This window comes from Paraperibacillus marinus, assembly GCF_046237605.1.
Lineage (GTDB): Bacteria > Bacillota > Bacilli > Bacillales > DSM-1321 > Paraperibacillus > Paraperibacillus marinus.
The window spans coordinates 1,118,097-1,142,411 of sequence record NZ_CP143542.1; the positions used below are offsets into that span (position 1 = coordinate 1,118,097).

The window sequence follows — 24,315 nt, forward strand, 5'->3', positions numbered from 1 at the left end:
ATCCTGGCTGGTTTCCTCTCTCTCCTCTCTCACCCGTTCATTAATAGCAGACATCCAGCTATGACCATCAGGATACTGAACTGCTAACGAATCTCTCAGCCATATGGCATCTGTCATAGGCAGTAAGGGGAGGACATTTGTTAAATCAGCATGAGATCCTTTTCTCGCAGTACTGAACTGCCGCCTTTATAAAGAAGCTGGACTTCAGGCCTTAAAATAGGAATTCCGATTGAACTTACCGTCCAAATATCTTTTACAGCCTTTCTGATGGTTTTCTTCCGCTTATATATCCATTCCTCATTTTCTGTATTTAAAATCATGACTTGAAAAGCCCAAGTTGGACTTCCTTTCTTTTTAATCCAGATATTATCATCATGAAGGTTTAGAGTCTCATCCTTTTCCCATCGAATCAGCCTGCCCCCTGCTGCTTTTGACATCTCCCATTTATCGTGCAGATATCTATACAGACTTAAATAATCATGACGTAATATAACGACATCCAAATCTGCATGTTCTCTGGTTTGTCTCCCCAGAAATAGATCGAGCGCCCAGCCTCCAGCAATCCACCATGCAATAGGGATGTTATTGAATATTTGAGCAGCATCATTGACAGAAAGCGGCTCCCAGTTCTCAGCATTTCCCATTGATTCACCTCATAAATGGCTTATGTACTTTAATGATTTAAATGATTAGATAACTTGTTCCGCACACGAATCTGTATCCTTTACGATGTCAATTTACTCTATCAGGACCCATTTACCTCCCGTAACCCGTTTCCGTCCAGAATGTCCTGAATGCCTTCTTCACAAACTCCGTAAGACCGCCACGAACAAGACGTACACATCTCTTCGATATCAGAAGGCAATGCGCGGCGGCGTATGAGGGCCACGATATGCCCCCAGCTTACAGTCTGTCCGATGCGAAGGCCGAGTTTCTCTAGAATGGCAGCGTCCCTGGTATAGATATGGACATCCTGACAATGGTAGATTCCTGAATTCGGGTATTTTTCACATAACTGATCGGGTCCTTCCACCAATTGAATCTTCATGCCGGGATCGTTCCTTAGTGCTTGATGCACCCGGGTCATATTTTCTGCATACTCCCGTGAATATCCCATGCCTCTGTAGCCTAAAAGGCAGAAAATATGGTGTCCTCTTAGTTTATACATTGTGTCCTCCCGATACCGTAATTCTAACCTTGTTAACTTATTTGTTATTTGGTTAACAAATTATGAAATTATCATAACATAACTCTTTTCAAAATGGAGATCTTTAGCGACACAAGCGTACTGCTGTGAAGGAAAAAAGCCAGCCGGGTTTAAGCCGGCTGGCCTTGGTGAAGGATTGAAGGGGGTCTGCCTTGGCATGCAACAAGGAAAATGCGGTTTGAATGCTGCCCTGGAATCTATCGCTCCTTCAGTTCCAATCATTCCAGATTTTTTTCACCTTGTTCTTAAGCATCTTTTCTTCAGGTACCGGACCTTTTCCTTTTTTCCACTCATGATAGCTTCCTGCGCCGATCAGGATGCTTCCCGAGAGGATCAGGTACGCCCACCAGGGCATATTCCCCCAATATGGTTTGGATTGAATGAGAACATTCAATAAGAGCACGAAGCTTCCGACAAGGAAATAACTCTTGATTTTATAATGAAACCCTGCCAGTATCGCGATGAGCGAAAGGCTGCCCATGATAAATGCATCGTATAGGGTATGGCTCAAAAGTGCATCTGTCATCAGTACGCCTGAAGCCAGGATGAGCACGACCCATTGAATGATTCCCATAACCCTTTTCTCACTGCTCCATGTTTTCTTGGAAAAAAACACAGTGAGCACGATCCAGGGCAGACAGTATATTTCCGCTTCCCAGAGCGGCGGGAGATCAAGGGAAGTGGTCAATGTGTAATATGGAATAACGAGGCTTCCATATGACAGTGTCTGCACCACTCTTCTTATTATCCCGGCAGGCACTCTTTTAATCTGGCTGAACAGCCAATAAACCAGCAGGATGCCGGGAATCATTTTTACTGCAATTCCGTACCGGCTCAATTCATACTCATACCCGTAGAGAACCGCTATAAAGAGCAGGGAAGCGAATGAAAAAGCATCCACTCTTGAATGAAAAATGGGTTCTTCTTGTTGGACAAGATTTTTAAATAGCCGTTCACCCATGATCTTCGATGCGAAAAACAAGGCAATATACACCAACACCACTTGAATGGGTGCATCAAAATACAGAAAATCCACCTCTTCGACAACTGCCACGCTGAGACCGAGCGGAATAAGGTTTAAACTGGTCAGGCGTGAAGAAGTAAAGATATAAATGCTGAAGCAGAGCAAGAGCATGTGAAGGATGACTGAATACAGACCCTCTTCTTCCCCAAACAAAACAGATGCAACCATGCTCAAAATTATAAATGGAATAAGGTAGTAGAGTATTTCATTTTTCCATTCTTTCACGTTTTTCCACAGGAGTCCGATTATCACACCAGATACCAGGAGAATCAGCTGAGTTTCCAGCCTGATGTCTACAGGGTCGGCTGCAGGGCCGTACAGGTAGAGCTCCCCTGAATATAAACTCAGCGGGATGGCTGTGATGGAGAGATATAGATACCCCCATTTGACTGCTCGGTTTTTCCACTCTGTGAATGAATAAAAAACAAAGGCAGCCAGAATGATGATGATCAGCGGATTATCGAGATACAGGATAACACTGACAAGGAGCAGAATCCCTGTATATCCTTGGGCTGTCAAAAACAACTGTGTACTCATCACATGTTCTTTGAATGCTCTGGCAAGAGCAAGTAGAACCAGAACGCCAAGAGTCGAGAGGAGAATAACATAACGGCCGCTTAAATCAAGAGTTCCCATCAAGAACGCATTATAAGCAGCCGAGAAACTGACGGCGCCTGCACTCCAGAAGAGGGGCATGTTCATCCTGCCGGCCATCCGGGCATATATCACGCATCCGATTGCAAAAAACAAGGGGAGCATGATATCTGCATCCATAGTCCATTCTCCCAGCACGACCGTTATCATGGCTGTATAAACTCCTGTTCCAAGCCAGTCAAGGGTGCGTGCGTATTCACCGTTGCCTTTCCTCTCAAAAAAGCTGCTGATAGGAATGAACAAAAGGGATACGATGGCAGCATGGCCGGCAATGCCTGCCTCTGTCCCGTAATTCGGGAACGAATCCTTCAAGAGCTGGTATCCAGTCATAAGGGACAGATAAAATGCTGAGGCTGAAGAATACAGCCAGATGATCCTGGCAGTGCCGGGAAAAGAAAAGGGCAGCTTATATAATACCCAGCTTAAAATCAAAAGCGAGCCCATGAGTTCGAACCAGGCGCCGCTCAATGCAGCGAGGAGAGTCCCGAAAACCATGACTGCAAGCGGAATGACAGCACCCGGAATCTTCAGGCCGGCAAGGAAGCGCGATTGGTTTCTAAAATGAAGCAGATTGATCAGGACAAGTCCGACTGCAAAAATACCGGCAGGCTCGAGCTCATATGACACGGCAGAGTCAATCAGGCGGACAACCTGATATCCTGACAACACCATAAAAGCTACTGCCGCATAGGAAAACGCCTTCTGTTTTAAGACAAGATTCAGGTATCCATAGTTGAGGGCAAGCAGAAGATAGCTCAGGGCAAGGAGTCCGCTTGGACCGCCTGAATTCATCAGCAATGCTTTTCCCGTCACAAAAATAAACGAAAGAAGGGATACCAGGGCACTCGTGTACTGGAACAGATTTTCATATTCCTTTTTCCTTGACCCTATAGCGATGAACAAAAACCCGGCGGCTGAGAAAACTGCCAGATCAATGGCGCGGAGGGCTGTATTCTCAATCAGCATATAAAGCCCGTATAAGAGCGCTGCGGAGAAGGCAAAATGATTTCCTTTTTGTTTCGTTGAAAACAATACAAAGAGATACAACAGGGAAGTTGCCACCAGATTGAATCCGAATTGCGCTGAATCAGAGTAGAAAATCGTGATCAGAGCGATCGTTGATAAGGCAAGATTTCCTTGTGCATAAAGCGGAAGGTCCTTGGTGAATATATTTTTCTTCCCTTTATACACATGATGGACAGCAAGAAGGACGGCATTGAATAAAAGGACCCCGGCATAAAATAAGTCCTTTGACGGTTTTGCCGCGGCAATCAGGAATGAGACGCTCATGCTTGTAAGAACATATCCGATCCATACGAACAGGCGGGAATTTTCTGTAAGGGCATGACGGAAATAAACGGGAACAATTAGGCCGAGGCCAGCGGCAAGGTATAAATAATTGCCGCCGCCATGCAGCGAGAACCACTCTCCGAAAAGTTTAAAATAGCCGGCACAGATGATAGTGATCGGAATAAACATGCTGCCGAGGGCCAGGAAGGCAAATCCCGTCTTTTCAATTTTCAACTTGTGCTTGGAAAGCCAGCTCAAGCCGTAGAATAAAAGTGAAACGAACCCGATAGAAATCGTTTTAAGGAGCGGGGTCATCTGATCCCAGCTGTTTGTGGCAAGAACGAGTCCGCCCAGAAGGAAAAGGAGCACACCGATCACGAGCATGGCTGTTATGTTTCGTTCCCTGATTTCTTCTGCGCTCAAAACTTTCTTAGGTTTTCTCACGGCCGGTTTCGGGACTGTCACCGGCCGCTGTACATCCGGCGTTTCCGGAAGTGCGGGGCTAGAAGGCAACGGTTCTGCTGCCTCCGGCACATCTACTCTTGTATGTATATATTCCTGATAACCGTTACGGACCAGCTTCCCGATTGATGGGGAGATATATCCCCTTTTTTCCAGCTGCTGCAATTCTTCTTCGAATATTTGCTGCCGTTCCGGATGATTATTCATGTAAAACCTCCCGTACTATATCTTTTCTTACACTGGTTGGCTGAGGCGTGAAGGCTTTCTTTTTGTTCCGCCAGCCACCTTTAAAAAGGGCCAACAGCCTTACTATCATTCAATTATTCTCTGACTCGTGAACTAAGTGAAGTTAAACCAACATGCCAGAATCAGGCTTGTGTTCGGCAGCACTTAATTGTAAGTATATCAAATAGTACTGAAAAAGTTTCTAAAATTACATATTATTTCCAATTATAAAAACTTCCCGCTCATTCCCAAGAAGTCATTTTTCCTGAAAGTTGAGGACTCAACGCCAGCTGATAAATCAATTCATGCAGCTCTTCCGGAAAAGAAGCCCCATCCAGGCTCTCAATGAACATCATGGAAGCTATTTTGTCTTTTTCCATTATCTCTGGAGTGCCACTTACGGCATCAGCAAAGAAAAAGGATCCGCGCCATGTGGTGTCCCCAAAACGGAAATTCCCTTCATTCAAAAGAGATAACTTGTGAATATGCAGGCCGGTTTCTTCCCGGACTTCCCGGATGGCACACTCTGCTGGAGTTTCCCCTGTCTCCTGCTTGCCCCCGGGAAAATTCCATGAGGACTCTCTGTCATGGAGCACTAAATATCTGCCCAGCTTATCTTTTATCACAACACGGGAAAATGATTTTTCCATGATGCTCCTCCTTTTTGGGCGCTATCCGCCAGTGAAAATATATCAGCTTCCTGCCCAGCACTCAAGTTCATTTATTTAGAAGAGAGTAAGTGAAAGGAAGAATTTAAGCATGCTTTTTATTATGCCCAAAGAGGTGATTGAGGCGAAGATCGGTGACCAGTACAGCCAATGACAAGCAGAAGCTGCAGCAGGCACGACATATGAAGAAGAGGAAGGGCAAGCGCCAGAAGAATCCTAAGCCTCAGGTAAAGAAGGAAGAGCGTGTGGACTGGATTGATATCATGGGGATGAACCGGGATTCCTATAAAAGAGTTGGAGATGCTGTGAGGAGGAAATGAAAAAAGCACCTCTCACTTGAAGTGCTTCCCTTAGTTATATATCTTTTTGAAGTAATGAATATACATTAAATTAATAGCAATCTCAACTACGTTATATATAATTATATCAATCAGATTTGTTTCTTCCAAAGAATGGTGAGGGGCGAAGAAGAAAATATAAACGTACCCGGCAATACATAATATAAGGGTCCATAAAATACTGCGTAAATATAGTGGAATCATCAAACTGAAAAGAGGCAAAAAGAAATTTAAATTATGCCTGCTTCTATTTTTATAGATACCATATAGTACACTTAATCCAATCCCGTTGATAAGGATGAACAAGATTAAATCAATAATATCATATGTGTTCACAGAAGAAGGATTATAGACGAACGGAAATGAAGTTACCGTTAACGCAATAATTATCCAGAAAGCTATACGGTAATTTTTTTTTGATTTGTAAGTTAAAGCATCATCTCTCAAAGCTGCTACTAAGGCATTAATATATTCCAGAGGTACATTGTTCTCTCCTTAAACTAAAGTTTGCAGGAGTTATTATAACCTAAAGTTCTCTGATGAGATATGTTTATTTTTATGTAATAACAGGGTGGTAACAAAACGTGTGAATGGGTCTGTGAGAAGAGGATGAAGATTGATAACATTCTCGCCGCTATGGTTTATATAAGAGAAAGATACGAGGAAACTTCTAAAGACCATGGCTGAGTACTAGACCAAGCAGCATAAGCGTAAGTTCTATGACGGTGGACCATGGAAGCAGCTGCGTGAACAGGTGAAGCGAGGGGACAATTAATGCAGTGAGAGTGCCAAGCGTAAGAAGATCCAGCTGGTGGTCCATCACATCAGGGAGCTCGAGCTGCATTCTGATCTTGCACTGGACATTGATAACCTGGAGACTATCTGTGTGGGCTGCCATAACAAGGAGCACGGCGGTGGGATGATGAGAGGCGGTGATTTGTAATTTAGTAAGAAAATAACTTATAATTCCTTCACCAGTGTTTACCAGGGGCATGATTAGAATACTTTTGCAGCATTTCAGTTTATAATTGATCTAGGTACAAATTGCTATAATTGATATTTAGAACTAATAACGGAAACCAATTAAGGAGAAATTCTATGAATACCTATGCCGAAGGAAAAAATATCCTCACTTTAATTACACAGAACAAACCACTTTTTGAGGAGAAGTTGTTATCAGAAGCAGTTAATGTGGCGAGTAAGATAAAGGAAATACTTGAAAAAGGAAATATTGATTTACTAGTTAATGCTGGAAAACTAGTAGAATACATCGTCCTGGAAAAAAATGAAGAATTAGTTGCGTTTGGCAAACAGGAAGGAATAGCCTGGGCTGAACATTCACTTACACTTCAGTTAAAGTTAGAGTGGGTTCAGGCCATACGCCGTACGTTATGGAATTTCGTAGAACAGTATTATGACAACATCCCAAACAAAAGATTGGATACTAAATTTTTTAAGATTGAAAAAGAAATTAATGATCAGGTTGATAACTTCCTGAACACCTTTTTTATTAGTTATTCAAGCTATAAAGATGAATTAATAAACTCTCAAAGAAAGACGGTTGAACACTTATCCGTACCAATAATACCGTTAAGCCAGACTGTTGCGGTCTTGCCGCTTATAGGCTTGGTTGATTCCTATCGTATGCATATTATTGAAGAAAAAGTGTTAACTGAAATTTCTCGATTGCATTTACAGACTCTCATTATGGACCTTTCAGGTATTGTTGAGATGGATCCTGTGGTAATCAATCATTTCCAAAGGGTTTTAAATGGAATTTCTATGATGGGTTGCAAAGCAGTCATTACGGGTCTACGTGCCGAGCTTGTAAAAAAAATGATTCATACAAATGTGTCTTTTGTAGATAAGGCGGAAACAAAGGGTACTTTACAACAGACATTAAAATCATACTTCCAATGAAGAAAAGCTGCGTCAGCGGCTTTTTTTTGTACCTTTTGGCCGTGATAAGTCCTCATCAGGCAACAGACAATATAAGATGCTTAAAAAGTCATAATTGGATCATTCCCTTCATAAAGTGTTAGGGATATATGCGGATGCCTCGTATATTTTGAAGGGAGGAAGAATTCATGGCGAATGAACATCAATCACTTCTGCGGTTTTCAGTGGAAGAATCAATATGGTTCCAAAAAGGACAGGAAGTGGAGGAGCTGTTTTCCTTATCTCTGGATCCCCAGGTAACTGTGGAGGATATGGATCAGTATGTGATTATAAAAGGCGAGCTGACCCTGGCAGGGGAGTATAGAAGAGAGCAGTCTGACAGGCAGGATGAAGTGAATTTCTCTTTTGTTTCTCCAAAGACCATCAGCAGATTTGTGGAAAGAGAGCAGGGGGTGTTCGAATTCCAGCATAGTTTCCCTGTGGATATCACAATTCCCGCCAACAGGATTGATTCACTTGAGGATGTGTCTGTGGCCATTTCTTCATTTGATTATTCAATGCCTGAGCGGAACTGTCTCTCCCTTTGTGCGGAGCTGATGATTTCCGGCATTTACGGGGAGCAGCAAACCCTTCCGGAACACATGGCCCCTGAGTATCTCACTCCAGCGGAGCCTGAACTGATGTATCGTGGAACAGCTGTTGAAGAAGTGGAAGCGGAGGCTGACAGCGGTTTCTATGAATCTTCCATTTCCTTTCCTTCCCTCCAGGATTTATACAGCCCATTTGAAGTAGAAGCAAAAAAAATGCCTCAGGAGGAAGAAGAAGCTGATGCTCCATTATTCGAGAATCAGCATTCAGATTTCTTTGCTCCGCCGTCATTTCCGGAATACGATGAATCGGAAGTTCCAGCAGCTGGGAGAGTTGAGGCAGTGGAGGCAGTGGAGGAAGCAGGCGGAGAGGAAGAGACGGAAGTGCCGCTTTTCTTCTCAGGTCAGGCAGCCGGGGAAGAAGTTGAAGAAGTTGAAGAAGTTGAGGAAATTGTGCCCAAAGCCGGTGAGGATGCAGCCCCTTTGCAAGCAGCAGCAGAGCCTGCAGAACAGGAGCAAAATCCTGGCCCTGTTTTAGCTCCAAGAGAAATGGAGGAAGCCCCTGTTCTGCGTTCACCCGGGAAGGCAGGGAGCGGAAAGGAATACAGGCGCAGGCGGGATGCTAAGGAACAGGAGCAAGCAGAACCAGCACCAAGGCAAAGTGTTTCACTGACTGATTTTTTTGGGAGGAAAGAGGAGCAGGAGCATACAAGGGTAAAAGTCTGCCTCGTTCAGCAGGGTGATACCTTAAATGCCCTGGCCAGCCGCTATGAAATCAGTGCCTCGGCCATAGCGGCGCTTAATGAACTGGATGCCACGAATGAAATCAGCGAAGGACAGGTTTTGTATATCCCTTCAAAGCCGCCGCTGCCTAAGAGATAAGACCAATTGCATAAGGAGCAGGGCTTTGCCCTGTTTCCTTATGCTTTATCAGGATTCTTTGCAAGTACTCGGGAGGAAGGGTGTGTGAATGCCATGACTGAAGGCGGGCATTCCGAAAAGGAATTAGAAGAAATACTGAATCACTACCAGCTCAAACTGTATTACAATGAACATATAGGAAAGATTCATAAAGTTTATACAAACAATGGAGTCTTTGCCCTCAAGTCCATCAGCCCAAAGATTGGGACGGAATTCATCCAAAATATCCAGAGAGTGTACCAAAAAGGATATAACCGGATCGTGCCTATTTATCAGGCGCAGGATGGCAGGTACGGCGTCCTGTATAAAAGCAGGCTCTATTATTTGATGCCATGGCTTCCGAATGAATCGGCCACGGAGAGAAATGAAAAGCATAAGAAAATGTTCCGCGAGCTTGCCCGGCTTCATTCGCTTTCCGTGAAGGAGATAGAAGTGAAAAAAGACGAGCGGGAGGAACATTATGAAACAACTCTAGACGAATGGAAGAAAAATAAAGAATTTGCGGCAGAATTCCTTTCCTCTTGTGAGCGGAAGACTTATATGTCACCATTTGAACTTATGTATTGTCTATACTATTTTGATGTCTCTCAGTCGCTTGAATTCTCCATCAAGAAATTCGAGGAATGGTTCAAGATCACCAAGGATTTAGAAAAAGCACGAACAGTGATCACCCATGGCAAGCTCACCAGCCGTCATTTTGTCTATGATGACCGGGGTTTTGGTCATTTCATCAATCTGGAAAATTCGCGGATTTCCCCGCCGCATGCGGACCTGCTTCCCTTTATCGTAAGATCATCCAGGACTTACCCGGTTGTCAACTCCGACTGTGTGGATTGGCTGTATACCTATTTTAAATATTTCTCGTTCCGTGATGGCGAAATGGAGCTTTTCATGGCTTATCTTGCTCATCCTGTACAGTTCGTCCAATCTGTCAAGCTGTTCCAGGAAAGAAAGGGTAATAGGCCTGAACTGCGTTATTTACAAAACATGCAGGCGGAATACTGGCAGCTGAAAAATACAGAATATGTAGTGATGCGCATCGAGGAAATTGAACAGCAGAAAAAAGCCGCTGCAGAGCAGCAGGCCAACTCCTGAATCCCGCCCATTCGTTGGAATGAGCGGGATGTTTATTTAGCAGGCTCCGGAGGTTAAATCCATTCAAGGCGGATGGCGATGGCAAGAAGAATCATAAGCGCGAGAAACAAAACATCAAATGTGGTAGGAATCAGAAAGGTTCTTATTCCCTGAAATATGCATAAGGGGACGATAAACTGGCTGCAGCCGGCCCTTACAGTCCTAAGCCAGGGCGGCAGTGAGTAGGGGCTGTATTTCTTTCTCAAGAATGACCCTCCCTGTGGATAGAATGTTCGTGCTTATTATAAAATATATAAATTCCCGCATTTTATGACTGAACTTGTGCATTTGTAAAAAATGAGGAACAGGGGCATGGTGCAGCGCATACACTATCTGAAGCATAAGATGTATATTTTTATAAAAAAGGGTAAAAGAATATTGACTAGGACTATTGCTTTTTTGTAACATAGAGATTAACTAAAAAACGTGAAAAGCTGAGACAGGGATAAGTACACGGAAGTGTTGTTTCAAGAGAGAGGAACCGATAGCTGGAAGGTTCCTTAAGCAAAACTCCGCCTGGAAGTCACCCTCGAGCTGTTTCTGCCAACTGCCCTGCATAGTAGTGGAAACCGGTGAAGAGCCGTTACATAATCACAAGAGCCGGACTAGATTCTGAGTCCGGAAAAAAGGTGGTACCGCGAAATCAGCTCCTTTCGTCCTTTTACAAGGCGAGAGGAGTTTTTATTTTGGAAAAAAATCTGCTTAATCAGCAGGAGATGAAAAAAGGAGGAAGCTGCTTTGGAAGAAAATCGATTAACGATGCCGACCAAGTATGACCCAAAGTCAATCGAACAAGGCCGCTATGAATGGTGGCTGAAAGGAAAATTCTTTGAGGCGAAGCCCGATGAAAGCAGGGAGCCATTTTCCATCGTCATTCCGCCGCCGAATGTTACCGGCAAGCTGCACCTTGGCCATGCGTGGGATACCGCTCTTCAGGATATCCTGACCCGGATGAAGCGGATGCAGGGCTATGATGTGCTCTGGCTGCCCGGCATGGATCATGCAGGAATCGCCACGCAGGCAAAGGTGGAGCAGAAGCTTCGTGAGGAAGGCAATAGCAGATATGATCTTGGAAGGGAAAAATTCCTCGAGGAAACGTGGAAGTGGAAGGAAGAGTATGCTGGGCATATCAGAAAGCAATGGGCGAAGCTGGGCCTCGGACTTGATTACTCCCGTGAACGATTCACCCTTGACGGCGGCCTGTCCAAGGCGGTCAACCAGGTATTCGTCAGCCTGTACCGTAAAGGGCTGATTTACCGGGGCGAATATATCATCAACTGGGACCCTGCAACCAAAACGGCTATATCTGATATCGAGGTTATCTATAAAGACGTGCAGGGAGCCTTCTACCACATGAGCTATCCGCTCGGCGACGGCACTGGCAGCATCGAGATCGCGACAACACGGCCGGAGACGATGCTTGGGGATACAGCTGTGGCTGTACATCCTGAGGATGACAGATACAAGCACCTGATCGGTAAAACGGTGATCCTGCCGATTACAGGACGCGAAATCCCGATTGTCGGAGACGACTATGTGGACATGGAGTTCGGTTCAGGCGCTGTCAAGATTACGCCTGCCCATGATCCCAATGACTTTGAAATCGGAAACCGGCACAGCCTGGAGCGGATCCTTGTCATGAATGAGGATGGAACGATGAATGCTAATGCCGGCAAGTACCAGGGAATGGACCGCTTTGAATGCAGAAAGCAGATCGTCAAGGACCTCCAGGAACAAGGAGTTCTATTCAAAATTGAAGAACATATGCATTCAGTCGGCCACTCTGAGCGCAGCAATGCAGTCGTTGAGCCTTATTTATCCACTCAATGGTTCGTGAAGATGGGGCCGCTTTCTGAAAAAGCAATCGAGCTTCAGCAAAAGGAAGAGGAAAAAGCACATTTCATTCCAGACCGCTTCGAAAATACCTATCTTCGCTGGATGGAAAATATCCGCGACTGGTGTATTTCCCGCCAGCTTTGGTGGGGGCACCGGATCCCTGCCTGGTACCATAAGGAAACAGGCGAGGTGCTTGTATCAGAAGAACCACCTGCAGACTTGGAAAACTGGGAGCAGGACAAAGATGTTCTCGATACCTGGTTCAGTTCTGCGCTCTGGCCGTTCTCCACAATGGGCTGGCCTGATGAAGCATCTACCGATTTTAAGCGCTATTACCCTACAAGTGCCCTTGTTACAGGATATGATATCATTTTCTTCTGGGTTTCAAGGATGATATTCCAGGCGCTGGAATTCACTGGTGAGCGTCCGTTCAAAGATGTGCTGATCCACGGCCTGGTAAGGGCAAGCGATGGCCGCAAGATGAGCAAATCGCTCGGGAATGGCGTCGATCCGATGGAAGTCATCGAACAATACGGGGCAGATTCCCTCCGCTACTTCCTGACCACAGGAAGCTCGCCTGGACAGGACCTGCGTTATTCCACCGAGAAGGTTGAAGCGGTATGGAATTTTGCCAACAAGATCTGGAATGCTTCCCGCTTCGCCCTGATGAACATGGAAGGCTTGAAGTATGAAGATATCGATTTGACAGGCGAAAAATCTGTCGCAGATAAATGGATACTCACCCGTCTGAACCAGACTATTGAAACCGTCACAAGGCTTGCTGACAAGTACGAATTTGGCGAAGTCGGCCGTGCGCTTTATACATTCATCTGGGATGATTTCTGTGACTGGTATATTGAAATGGCTAAACTGCCGCTATACGGGGAAGACGCGGCCGCAAAGAAAACCACACGGTCGATCCTGGCTTATGTACTGGACCAGACGATGCGCCTGCTGCATCCATTCATGCCGTTCATCACTGAGGAAATCTGGCAGAACCTGCCTCACAAAGGGGAGTCCATCACCACTGCAGAGTGGCCTGTGCCGCAGGCAGAGTTCACCGATCAGCAGGCATCTGATGAAATGAAACTGCTGGTGGATATCATCCGCGCAGTAAGGAATATCCGTTCCGAAGTGAACACACCTTTAAGCAAGAAAATCAAGCTGGTATTAAAAGCGAAGGATGCTGGAGTCGAAGAGGTTCTCAATAAGAATGCCGCTTATATTGAAAGGTTCTGTAATCCGGAGGAACTGATCATCGGCACAGAGGGCGCAGAGTCTGATAAAGCAATGACAGCCGTTGTGACCGGGGTTGAACTCATTCTTCCGCTTGAAGGCCTGATTAATATCGATGAAGAAATCCAGAGGCTGCAAAAGGAACTTGATAAATTGACCAAAGAGGTTGAACGGGTCCAGAAAAAACTCGGCAACCAAGGGTTCATTGCAAAAGCGCCTGAAGCTGTAATTGAAGAAGAAAAAGAAAAAGAAAAAGATTACAGCGAGAAGCGGGACGCGGTTGTCCGCCGCATCCAGGAACTGAAACAGCTGTAAGCAATTCGAAGCCGTCCGGCATGTCTGCCGGGCGGCTTGTTTAATGGCGCAGATATTATCATTTATATGATTCATCGAGCGTCCGAAATCTGATAAGATAGTAGAAGTTTATACGAATTTAGCTAAGGAAGTGGGTTTATTGTTCAAAGAATTTACGGAGGTAGAGGCCTTCTTCAAAACTAAAGAAATCCAGCGAGGCATGGATTTCGGCCTTGATAGAATGAGGAATATATTGAACGCCCTCGGCAATCCAGAGACAGAACTGGTTTGTATTCATATTGCCGGTTCTAATGGCAAGGGATCAACCCTGAATTTCCTGAAAGAAATTCTTATGGCAGAGGGCCTGCGGGCAGGGAGCTTCACCTCCCCGCATATTGAGCGGCTGAATGAAAGAATCATGATCAATTCAAACGAGATATCTGACAATGATATCCTTTTATTGATGAATGAGCTGACAGGAGCCCTTAAAATATCAGGCGAGTATGATAAGGTAACCTATTTTGAAATTCTGACTTTGCTTTCCATCATGTATTTTGCTAAAGAAAAGCCGGATATCGTCTTATTTGAAACCGGGCTTGGGGGGCGGCTTGATTCGACGAATGTCATCCTTCCAGTTCTTTCGATCATCACAACCATTTCCCTGGAGCACACAGATATCCTTGGCGGCACACTTGCCGAGATTGCCCGAGAAAAGGCAGGAATTATAAAGAAAAATGTTCCTGTCATCTGCGGCAGCCTCCCTGCTGAGGCTATGGCTGAAATTACTTCAAAGGCTGAGGAGATGAATGCTGAGATCTCCGTTCTCGAGCAAAACTTCTTTGCTGATGAAATCAATACTGGTTCGCAGGAAACTGTGTTCAGCTTAACTTTCGGTGAGGAGAAATGGAAGGATCTCCAAATTTCCATGCTTGGCAGGCATCAGGTGGATAATGCTTCATTGGCACTGGCGGCGTGCGTCCTTTTAAGGGAACACGGTATCACGGTCACTGAAAAGGCGGTCAGAGCCGGACTTAAAAAAGCCGCATGGAAAGGAAGAATTGAGGTACTTTCCAAAAATCCTCTAATCATCCTGGATGGCGCCCATAATCCGGAGGGAATGGCCGTGCTGATGGATACTCTGGCAGAAGCTTATCCAGAAAGAAAGCTCCATATGGTCATGGCGGTCCTGAAAGATAAGGATTACCATCAGATGCTGAAGCTGTCAGAGGGAGCAGAGAGGATCACGCTGACAGAATTCGAGATGTACAGAAGACTGCCGGCAGAAGAATTATTTAAGGCATCCAGTCATCCTTCGAAACGGCTGATAACGGACTGGAAAACGGCCATCCGTGAAGCTGCCGCTGTAATAAAGGAAGATGAGATGCTGGCGGTAACCGGTTCTTTGTATTTCATATCTGAAGCCAGGCCCTATTTGAACTACATTCTGAAGTGAAACTTTTTTCCTACAAAAACACAAAAGATATGACAAAATTAAGGAGATTTGTTAAAATAATTGTAAAATTTAAGTCTATTTTCCTAAAATTATAATTCAGAATATAAAAGCCGGATTAGGAAGGGGGAGTTCATATGGTATCAAGAAGGACGAAATGGCTGATCTGGATTTCGTGGTTTGCCCTGGTCCCAGCCGGGTTCTGGCTCATATATGCAGCTTTTCCTCCGCAGGTCACCGGGAAAGAGATAGACATCATCGCCTTTTTAATCCTGATGTGCAGCGTTGCCTGCATCCCCATCATGATCGGGAAGACGGCAGTGGTCGTATTCCAGGGGGTATCCCTTGCCGTATTCCTGATTTTCGGACTGGCAACGGAGCTTGTGATTACCCAGATTGCCGTCATGGTCATGCTGATCAACCTGAAGGTTCGCAGTGACCAGGTTTTCAGGTTCCCTCTGAACTCACTCATGTTTTTTTTCATTTCTCTAGGGAGCGCCATCACATTTTACCTGCTCGGGGGAAACCATCATCCCGATTTTGAGAGGGTTGGGGAATTCATTCCGATCACTTTCTATGAAGTGGCATCATTCTCCCTGAACCAGCTTTTCCTTTCGCTTATCGTATTCTTTTTATATAAGGATCGAAAGGTGTTCGGAAAAAGTGACTTTGCCTGGGATGTGGTTACGTCAGGGGCTGTAGTGTTTCCCATTGGGCTTGCGCTTTATATGCTCTATAATGAGCTCGGCATCATATCCATTTTCCTGGTGGGCATTCCCTATGTCTGTCTTACGGTTGTGCTTAAGCTGTACAATTCCACCGGAAGGATGAACCGGTCCCTCCAAAAGACCAGCGATATCGGCCACCAGATTACCGGCAACCTGAATGTTGACAGTGTGCTGGACATTTTCCTGACGAAAATCGGCGGCCTTGTGCCTGTGGATTATGCCTATGTCTATGAACATCAGGAAAACGGGCTTTCACTGATCTGCTCGCTCCAGCCGGATGAGGAGAAAGGTCCTGAGATGTACCTGAGGCCGTACAGCGGCATAAGCAGGAGTGTGTTTGAAACGGGAAGGCCTATCATCCTGCATGCACGTCCGCAGTTCAGCCAGTCGGAGGAGTCATATATCCCCCCGAATGTGGAAAGCATCATCTCGGTGCCCATCATGAGAAATAATGCCCCTGCGGGAGCCATCACGCTTGCCTCTAACGAGAAGAAAGCCTACGAAAAATACCACCTTACCCTGGTAGATATCCTCAGCACGAATTTATTCATAGCAATCGAAAATGCAAGGCTACATGAAGAAACGAAAAAGAAAAGCGAGCTGTGCGCCTTAACAAAAGTATATAATTACCGATATTTTGAAGAGCTGCTTCATGAGGAGTACCGCAGGCTTGATGCAGGCGTCCTGACGAGCCTTGCCCTGATCCTCTTGGATCTGGATCATTTCAAGGCAGTGAACGATACATACGGACATCAAAGTGGAAATGACATATTATCCGGCATGGCGTCGCGGCTCGTGTCCATCATCGGCACCAATGGGACGGTAGCGAGATACGGCGGAGAGGAATTTGTGATCCTGCTTCCCGACTATGTCAAGGGTGAAGCCGCAATCCTTGCGGAATCCATCCGGAAAAACATTGAAGAACGGCCTTTCACTCTCCATTCCGACCTGGACGCTGACAGGGAACAGCTTGAAGTATATATTACTGCAAGCATTGGAGTCGCTGCTGCGCCGCAGGATGCAGAAGATCCCCTTTCCCTCGTGAGGCATGCAGACAGGGCGATGTATGTAGGAGCAAAAAAGGCAGGAAGAAATCGTGTGGCTGAATATGTGAAGTAAAGCATGGGGCACCGCACCTTTGCACCCCTTAGCTTCCCAGGGGGAAGCCTGCTAATCGATCGCCATTAGATTGGATACCCACTCAGGTATCCAGAGGAGAGAAAAATCATGCTGAGAAAATTTTATCTATATGCCGTTTCATTTATCTTGTTGCTTTCTCTTTTCCCTCCGCTTCATTCTAAAGCGGAGGCCTCCTCGGATATCCCGGGGTTCAGCCCTAAATTGAAGATGCTGGAGATTATCGACAGGGGCGGTTCAAAGCTTGCCCCGATTTTGGGGGAGGATCTCAATAAATTCGAGCATAAAGTCATGACCATGAAAAAGTTCGTGGCACTGAGGGAGGAGCTCGACGGGCAATATGATATCATCGCCATCATGGAAGGAGCCTACAGCTCTGCTGGGATTACGAATAAAATCCACAATACCGAGAATGTGCAGAATGACATCACAAACCTGAAAGCAGATGAAATCATCAGAAATTACATAGATAAAGGCCTGCCGGTCATCCTGGACAGGAAGACCATCAATGCAGATACGTCACGGATACTAAAAGAAAAGTTTACAAATCTGGATAAATCCGACCGGGAAAATATTATCTATTACAATTCAAGCGGCAATGACAAGGATCAGGAGCTGATCTCCCATCTTAGGAATTACCTCCGCAAAAACGAGCCCGCACGGCCCCGGTTTGAGCTGGCAGCAAAACCGGATGCCGCAAGGAGCTACGGTCCTGGCGACACTCTTTCCTTCCGCATGGGCATCCTGAAGCCCGCAGATGTTTCTGCAAAGGATCTGAAGGTACAGCTGTATGTGGATTCAGATTTCAATGACCGCTATGACCCGGATGAAATGGTCGCTGAAAAGGCCGTGAATGCCGGGGATGTACTCATCAATTATAAGCTGCCGAAGGGCTATTCCGGACTTCGCTACTGGAAGCTGCAGCTCGTTGATAACTCTGCCAATCTAAAGGAATATCAAAAAGGCAGGTTCTTATACAAGGATCAGCTGGTGGAATTGAATGTACTGCAGGTCATGAAGGATACGAATACTAGCAGCAGCCTCAAGTTGCCTGCGAATATGCAGCAAAGCAAGCTTTCAAGGGCCGGGGAGTATAAGATCAATATAGATTCGACAGATATGAGCACCTTCAACAAGGGAGCGGGCAGCCTCCCTGCTGCCTCCAAAAAATATTCGCATGAAAGCATAAATGGGACATATGATATGGTAATCTTCGGGTTTGCGGATGTGTATAACAGCACCTCCATCAATTTGAACGCCGTACAGTCGCTGAAAAAATATATTGCCTCAGGACAAAGCGTCATGTTCACCCATGACACGATTTACAGTACGAACAATAATTGGGTCAATTATTTTACGAAGGACACCGGCCAGATGGCGCCAAGAACGGACCTTGGCTACGGTGCGCCTCACCGATCCACCCAGACGAGCAGGGTGAATGAAGGCCTGATGACCAACTATCCATTTGACCTTGACAGCAATGTCCGCATCGCTTCCACTCATAACCAGTACTATACACTGGACCTGGAGGATCCCGAGGTTATTCCCTGGTACAATATCATCAGCGAAGCCAATGACTCGGACAAACGGGACGTGAATGACAGCTGGAACCATTATTACACCTACTCGAAGGGGAATATCACCTACTCAGGCACGGGACACACCAATACCGGTTTTCCGGACGAAGAGCAGCAGCTGTTCGTAAATACGATGTTCCGGGCATTCCTGGGGTCGAACCATGCACCCCAGGTAACGGTATTCACCCCTGCAGATAACAGCGTCATCCCTTCCAATCAAAATATTGAACTGTCTTATGCGGTGCAGGATTTTGATATGAAGGATAAAAAAATCCATACAAAGGTTTACTTGAATGATAAACTGATAAATTCCAGGGAAGGAGTGCCGAATGGGACCACCTTGACAGAATCGATACAGCACGGAATGCCTGAGGGCGGCAAGGCAGTCCTGAAAATATCGGCCTCTGACGAAAGCGGCGCCATCACTGAAAAAATACTTAACCTGAAGGTAGAGAAGGTCCAGACAAATCTCGAAGTGAGCCGGACGGCTGCTCCCGCGGGGGTAATCAAGGCTTTAGATGAGATTGTCATCACCTACCGGATCAATCCAAAGGATATCAGCGGCGAAATCGCCGCAGCGATCAAAGGGGATGAACTGACAATTTCCCCGCCGGCTTTCCAGGAAAAATTCCCCGCGGGAATCGATGTTTTGTCTGACGGTGATAAAACAGGGGCCGCGGATAAAGGAATTACCTATAAAAAGGTTCTCCCTAAGATTGTATATAAGCGGGATGGCAATAAGTTCAAGGCAGATCCTGTCGATTTTACTATCAAAATTAAGCCGCTTGTTAAGGAAAGCTTTATCCTTAACGAGTCAGCGATCTCATTTACTGACCTTACAAACAAAAAGGTTACTGCCTCTTTTAACGCACTGACCATTGTTTCAGATATTCCTTTAAAAGGACTGGAATTCCCTGAAAGCTTTGTCCTCAATAAAGGCAACATAAAAAAATTCAGTCTGGATCTGAAAATGATCCCGGAGAATGCAGGCATAAAAGAGGTAGACTGGAAAGAAGATAGCGGCGGCCGTATCCTCAAGATTCTTGACGCGAAAGAAGGAACAGCTGAAGCCCTGAGTGAGGGTAGCACCTATGTACGCGTCAGGGTAACGGACGTTTTTGGAGGAGTCAAGGAAGCGAGGGCACTGGTGACGGTCCGGATTCCGGTGGAATTCGATGTGAAGGATATCACCTTGTTTGCCGGTGAAACAAAACCGCTGCCAATCACCTTCCAGCCTGCAGAGGCAAAGAATTCACTGGAAATCTCGCTGAACGAGAACCAAAAGACAGTGTCCGTCAGCAAAGAGGACTTCAACTTAAAAGGACTTGAGCCGGGAGAAACCATCATGACTGTTTCAGGAATTAATTCCGAGGGTGTCAAGATCACAAAGGATCTTAAGGTAACAGTCCTTGAGGTCGAGGTGACGGCGATAAAGGCCGCTCCTTCTGTTATTAACATGAATAAGCATGCAACAGCTGTTATCACTGTGTCTGTGCTACCTGAAAATGCAACGAATAAAAAGCTCGAATGGACTGTCAAGGATCCTACAATCGTCAGGCTCCTTGGAGACGGGAAGATTGAAGGCGTCGGGACAGGGACCACGAAGGTGATCATTTCCACCCCTGATGGAAGAGTCAAAGCGGAAGTAGTGGTAAATGTCGGACAGCCGCTGGATGGAATATCCCTTAACCCGGCTTCGATCGAACTGGAAAAAGGAATGACAGCTAACGCCAGGGACTTCCTCGGATATTTCCCAAAGGATGCGACAAATGTGGATATGGAAAGCATACGCTATTCCTCTAGCAAGCCTTATTATGTTGTAGTCCATTCGGATGGCAATATTCTTGGGAACAGGATTGGCTCTGCAATTGTCACGGTTTCAGTCAAAGATGACAAGGGCAGGGAGTTCACTGAAACCCTGACGGTGAAGGTCATCGAGAAAAAGATAGACGGCCAGGGCGATTCATTATATTAATGCAGGACCTGAGGCTGCCCTGCGAGGTTTAGTTCCTCGTTTACGGGCAGTCCCTTTTTATGTGAAATGCGAATTAAAGGAGTGCTCATGAACAAGAAGCGATTTGCAGCAATATCACTTGTCGTTTTAGTCATCCTGTCTGCAGGCTTTACGGTTTTTAAGAACAGCGGTCCCGGTACTGCAGAAGAGGCAGCCCAAAAAAGCAGGCTGGTCCAGGCAGCTGCTTCAGGAGATCTGAAAACCGTGAAAAAACTTACGGAGGAAATGTCTTCTATCCAATTTTCTTTAGGGCCGGAAAAAAAGACACCGCTGGAATATGCGCTTGGAAATGGGAATTTTGAGGTAGCGGGCTATTTATTGAAACATGGAGCAAAAGACGGCAATAAATCAGGAAGTTCATTGCTGGTTCAGGCGGCAGCGGCCCTGCCCGAGTATTCCCAGACCATGAACCAGTCAAGGAAAGTTCGAACTGCCAGGCTTGAATTGCTGAAACAGCTGGTAAAGCGCGATAAAGGCGGGAAAGACGGAAGGGATGCTGCCGGAAATACCGCACTCCATCTTGCCGCGGGCAAGGGTGACGGAGAGGCAGTCAGCCTGCTGCTAAAGGCAGGTTTGAACAGTTCGGAACGAAATCTGGCAGGAAAGACTCCTGTTGAGCTGGCTGTGTTGAGTGCCAAGCCTGGAGCTGTAAAAGCCTTTGCCAAGGAGGAGCGAAGCCTCCTTCACACTAAGAATGAAGAAAATCAAAATTTGTGGATCCTCGCTGCCACAGGCGGTGCGCATGAAATTCTCTATTATCTCGGAAAGCATCTTCCTGGATTCATCGATGAACAGGATGATTTCGGAAAGACCGCACTTATGTATGCCAGTGAATATGGAGATGCCGAAGCGGCCGCCATCTTATTGGAAGCTTCGGCATCACGGGACCTGAAAAGCAAAGAAGGCTTTACGGCCCGTGATTATGCTGCTGAATGGAAGCATGAAAGAATTCTGAAGCTCTTAAACAAATAAACCTGGACTGAAGTCAAGCTTGGTAAAAATCAGGCTTGAATTCAGTCTTTTTTATTTGTCTTTTTTTCCATAGAATATCTGGAGGAGAAAAGCAGCTGAAGTTCAACCAAATCATGCTACAGGGAAGGGAATGATTGAGCAGGAATTTGACGGTGCAAAAAAGGGATTTAGAATGCGAGCATTCCAAATCCCTACTACGGTCAGCCTGTGGCTGGGTTGTCCGGCTTTTCAGTTATATGTGCAGCGAAATTAAAAGAGAGAGGCGTCCAGTTCAAAGTACCGGGTTAATGGCATTTTTCTTCCTTCATGATGCCAGGTGTGGTAAGCATTGAATACCTGATGGACATCATGATCTGCTTTTACTTCTACCAGATATTTCACAGCCAGGAAGCTGCGCCAGTAATTATACATGATGCTTGTGATACTTCCTTGGTATGTATGGATACCGAACTCATCCAGCGATTGATCTCCAAACCGTTCCTTAAGCAATTTTACCTGTTCGGTCTCGACGGCCGTAATGGACTTGAATTCAGATTCAGTCAAGAGATATTTTCTTGATAAATAGTCACACATTCCTTCTTCAAACCAAATGCTGTTCTCTCTCTCATCATCGAACTCGTCGACAAAAAGGTCGGAATGATGAGTCAATTCATGTCCGGCTATCGCGAGGAGATAGATATCCTGCATATTTGCATAAAATTCCTTTATTCTTGGAGTATGATAACCTTCCATAACTTCCAGGAAAAAGGCTCTCCACCCTGCTAAATCGGGAGACATGTAAATGATATCCTTGTTGGTGAAGGCAGGAATCGGAACTCTTGAGAAGAAACTCGTGGCCAAATCCTCTGAAGGCCAGACAATTCCTTTCGGCACATCACATAGTGCGTACTGTTCCTGCAGAACCTGCTGATATTCATCAAGTTTATCTCTGAATCTATTGACCAGATCCTGATATGTTTTCATATCTTCTGGATGTTCAAAAGCAAAAATATGTTTCATGAGTCATGCTTTCCTTTCCCGTTAACACCTGTTTATTTTCCTTTTATTTTCTCCATGAGCTCCGGGATCACTTCCAGTCCATCCACCCGTGGCAGTGCCTGAAGCTGATCCAGGAAGAGGCGCTTGTTATTGGTTACGGTAAACCGGGATTCGTCTGGCTTCATAAGAGGAGTGAAGAGAAGGTCCGCCTCTCCTCCTCTGGCATTGCCCCTGAAGCTGTTCACGACAAGGTCATCAAAGGAAAAGATGCCGCCGTTGATATTCAAAAGGGAGCCGACTGCATAGATGTCTGCCTGGGAGTTTGTATAAAGGTAGCCGGTTATTTTGTTGGTGTTATTCCCTAAATCCATGAAGCTGTTGATCCTTGAGATTTCGAGTTTACCCTGTGTCATCAGGATAAGCTGGGCATCCGGCGCTGCTCCGGCTGGATCATCTGAGCATGAATTTTTGTAACACGTGATATTAACATTCTTAAGGGTCGTGTCGCCCAGGACATATATTACTGAATTAAAGCTCAGCTGACCTGAGATGATGAGATTGCCGGTGATGAGGATGTTGGCATTCACATCCATCTGGCTGGAGGCCCTGCTCTCGATTGTGGCATCGCCGTCAATAATCAGCCACTGGTCTTTATCAAGATTGAGGTCATCTGTATCAATTTCGGCCGTGCCTTTATAGATGAAGCCTTTTGTGCTGTTATCCCCCGAAAGATTGGAGAAGTTCGTGATCTGCCTGACTCCGCTTGGCAGATAGCCGCTCAACTTCTCTTTGATATACTGAATCTTTTCTGCATGGGGCAGATCACCATTAAAATCTTTCAGGTCAAAGCCGGTTTCCATCAATTTGTCCTGAAAGGTTTTTGGGATGTCCACATCCACAAACTCACTTTTTTCTTCCTCATACAGGGGAGCCTTGGTGCTGAATGCTTCCTGAAGCTGTCCCGGCAAAATGGACCTCCAATTGCTTTCATTCTTGATCCAGCTGTTCCCTGCGGTGTAGCAGCCGGGACTTGTGCATATATTCAGCGCGCCTTCCTCGACAAAGAGCCTGGAGTTTTCCTTAACAGCAGGAAGCTCGGTTGGAGTGGAAAAGTAGTTTTTCTTGTATTTATAATTCGTGTCCCTGCTGATTTGCATAGGCTTCTTGGAATACAGATTTCCCTGGATATAGGGCGATCCGTTTATGGTAAGCTGTGATCGTGATCCGAGCGCATATTTCAAGAAACTCGGCATGGCAGTTATGTAGACTTTCTGTTTATGCTCCTCACTTCTTACCTCAATGACCCTGGTGAAGCTGTCTGCACCAATCCGTTTTTTGTATTCTTCGGTTTCTGATAAATCCGCCAGTTTAAAGTCCAATTCCTTATTATTAATGGCATTGATGATCTTTTCCTGGAATTTCTTCTTAAACGCTGCTGCATCCTCCTTGAGCAGCTCTTTTTGATTTAATTTCACATACGACTGGATGAGGGCGGTCCCTTCTTTTACCGCCTTGATGGAATCGAGGTTATCCGTCACTTCCGTTTCCCTGAATTCCGTGCGTTTTGCGCCGCCGATGCTGACTGACAGCAGCGTGAGGCCCAATATGGCAAAAACTAAAAAGAGAAGCATGACACTCAATAAAGCTGATCCGTTTTGATTGTTTTTCATCTGCATGTTTTCAC

At 45.7% G+C, this 24,315-nt stretch carries 16 protein-coding genes, 1 pseudogene and 1 other annotated feature; of the genes and pseudogenes, 10 read left to right on the forward strand and 7 right to left on the reverse strand.

Annotated features, from left to right (window positions below):
- Positions 1-140: 140 nt before the first annotated feature.
- From V1498_RS05605 to V1498_RS05620, 4 genes are all read right to left on the reverse strand, one after another.
- Complete coding sequence (locus tag V1498_RS05605; RefSeq protein ID WP_409297393.1) at positions 141-644, reverse strand: nucleotidyltransferase domain-containing protein; 504 nt, start codon at positions 642-644, stop codon at positions 141-143.
- A gap of 101 nt (positions 645-745) precedes the next feature.
- Entirely contained in the window at positions 746-1,168 is a 423-nt protein-coding gene (locus tag V1498_RS05610; RefSeq protein ID WP_409297395.1) for a DUF1284 domain-containing protein, read from the reverse strand.
- Positions 1,169-1,415: 247 nt separating this feature from the next.
- The gene (locus V1498_RS05615) at positions 1,416-4,844 is read right to left on the reverse strand and encodes a hypothetical protein (protein ID WP_409297397.1); all 3,429 of its coding nucleotides are present in this window, start codon (positions 4,842-4,844) and stop codon (positions 1,416-1,418) included.
- Positions 4,845-5,104: 260 nt separating this feature from the next.
- Positions 5,105-5,512 (reverse strand): NUDIX hydrolase, encoded by a 408-nt coding sequence (locus V1498_RS05620; protein ID WP_409297399.1) that lies wholly within the window; start codon positions 5,510-5,512, stop codon positions 5,105-5,107.
- A gap of 152 nt (positions 5,513-5,664) precedes the next feature.
- Between V1498_RS05620 and V1498_RS05625 the strand changes: the two genes are divergently transcribed.
- The 5 genes and pseudogenes from V1498_RS05625 (at position 5,665) to ysxE (ending at position 10,370) form a co-directional block, all read left to right on the forward strand.
- A complete protein-coding gene (locus V1498_RS05625) occupies positions 5,665-5,850 on the forward strand; it encodes a hypothetical protein (RefSeq protein WP_409297400.1) in 186 nt (61 codons plus the stop codon).
- Positions 5,851-6,610: 760 nt separating this feature from the next.
- Positions 6,611-6,811 (forward strand): annotated as a pseudogene (locus V1498_RS05630) (HNH endonuclease).
- 155 nt (positions 6,812-6,966) lie between these two features.
- Positions 6,967-7,788 (forward strand): STAS domain-containing protein, encoded by an 822-nt coding sequence (locus V1498_RS05635; protein ID WP_409297402.1) that lies wholly within the window; start codon positions 6,967-6,969, stop codon positions 7,786-7,788.
- 167 nt (positions 7,789-7,955) lie between these two features.
- Complete coding sequence (gene spoVID, locus V1498_RS05640) at positions 7,956-9,236, forward strand: stage VI sporulation protein D (RefSeq protein ID WP_409297404.1); 1,281 nt, start codon at positions 7,956-7,958, stop codon at positions 9,234-9,236.
- Between the two features lie 93 nt (positions 9,237-9,329).
- Complete coding sequence (ysxE, locus tag V1498_RS05645) at positions 9,330-10,370, forward strand: spore coat protein YsxE (protein ID WP_409299165.1); 1,041 nt, start codon at positions 9,330-9,332, stop codon at positions 10,368-10,370.
- A gap of 53 nt (positions 10,371-10,423) precedes the next feature.
- On the opposite strand, the gene V1498_RS05650 is transcribed toward ysxE, so the two are convergent.
- A complete protein-coding gene (locus tag V1498_RS05650; protein ID WP_409297405.1) occupies positions 10,424-10,615 on the reverse strand; it encodes a hypothetical protein in 192 nt (63 codons plus the stop codon).
- Between the two features lie 221 nt (positions 10,616-10,836).
- Positions 10,837-11,073 (forward strand) — a binding site (T-box leader).
- A gap of 95 nt (positions 11,074-11,168) precedes the next feature.
- Between V1498_RS05650 and V1498_RS05655 the strand changes: the two genes are divergently transcribed.
- The 5 genes from V1498_RS05655 to V1498_RS05675 all read left to right on the forward strand — a co-directional run bounded on the left by V1498_RS05655 (position 11,169) and on the right by V1498_RS05675 (position 21,653).
- Positions 11,169-13,796: a valine--tRNA ligase gene (locus tag V1498_RS05655; protein ID WP_409299166.1), complete on the forward strand. Its 2,628-nt coding sequence runs from the start codon at positions 11,169-11,171 to the stop codon at positions 13,794-13,796.
- Between the two features lie 139 nt (positions 13,797-13,935).
- Positions 13,936-15,228: a bifunctional folylpolyglutamate synthase/dihydrofolate synthase gene (locus tag V1498_RS05660; RefSeq protein ID WP_409297407.1), complete on the forward strand. Its 1,293-nt coding sequence runs from the start codon at positions 13,936-13,938 to the stop codon at positions 15,226-15,228.
- Between the two features lie 134 nt (positions 15,229-15,362).
- Positions 15,363-17,072, forward strand: a complete 1,710-nt coding sequence (locus V1498_RS05665) for a sensor domain-containing diguanylate cyclase (RefSeq protein ID WP_409297408.1) — start codon at positions 15,363-15,365, stop codon at positions 17,070-17,072.
- Positions 17,073-17,180: 108 nt separating this feature from the next.
- A complete protein-coding gene (locus tag V1498_RS05670) occupies positions 17,181-20,642 on the forward strand; it encodes a DUF5057 domain-containing protein (RefSeq protein WP_409297410.1) in 3,462 nt (1,153 codons plus the stop codon).
- Between the two features lie 87 nt (positions 20,643-20,729).
- Complete coding sequence (locus V1498_RS05675) at positions 20,730-21,653, forward strand: ankyrin repeat domain-containing protein (protein ID WP_409297411.1); 924 nt, start codon at positions 20,730-20,732, stop codon at positions 21,651-21,653.
- 249 nt (positions 21,654-21,902) lie between these two features.
- On the opposite strand, the gene V1498_RS05680 is transcribed toward V1498_RS05675, so the two are convergent.
- Both V1498_RS05680 and V1498_RS05685 read right to left on the reverse strand, forming a co-directional pair.
- Positions 21,903-22,652, reverse strand: coding sequence for a hypothetical protein (locus tag V1498_RS05680; protein WP_409297412.1), 750 nt, complete (start codon positions 22,650-22,652; stop codon positions 21,903-21,905).
- A gap of 32 nt (positions 22,653-22,684) precedes the next feature.
- Positions 22,685-24,307 carry a hypothetical protein gene (locus V1498_RS05685; RefSeq protein ID WP_409297414.1) on the reverse strand — a complete coding sequence of 541 codons (1,623 nt, stop codon included), beginning with the start codon at positions 24,305-24,307 and terminating at the stop codon, positions 22,685-22,687.
- Between the last annotated feature and the right edge of the window lie 8 nt (positions 24,308-24,315).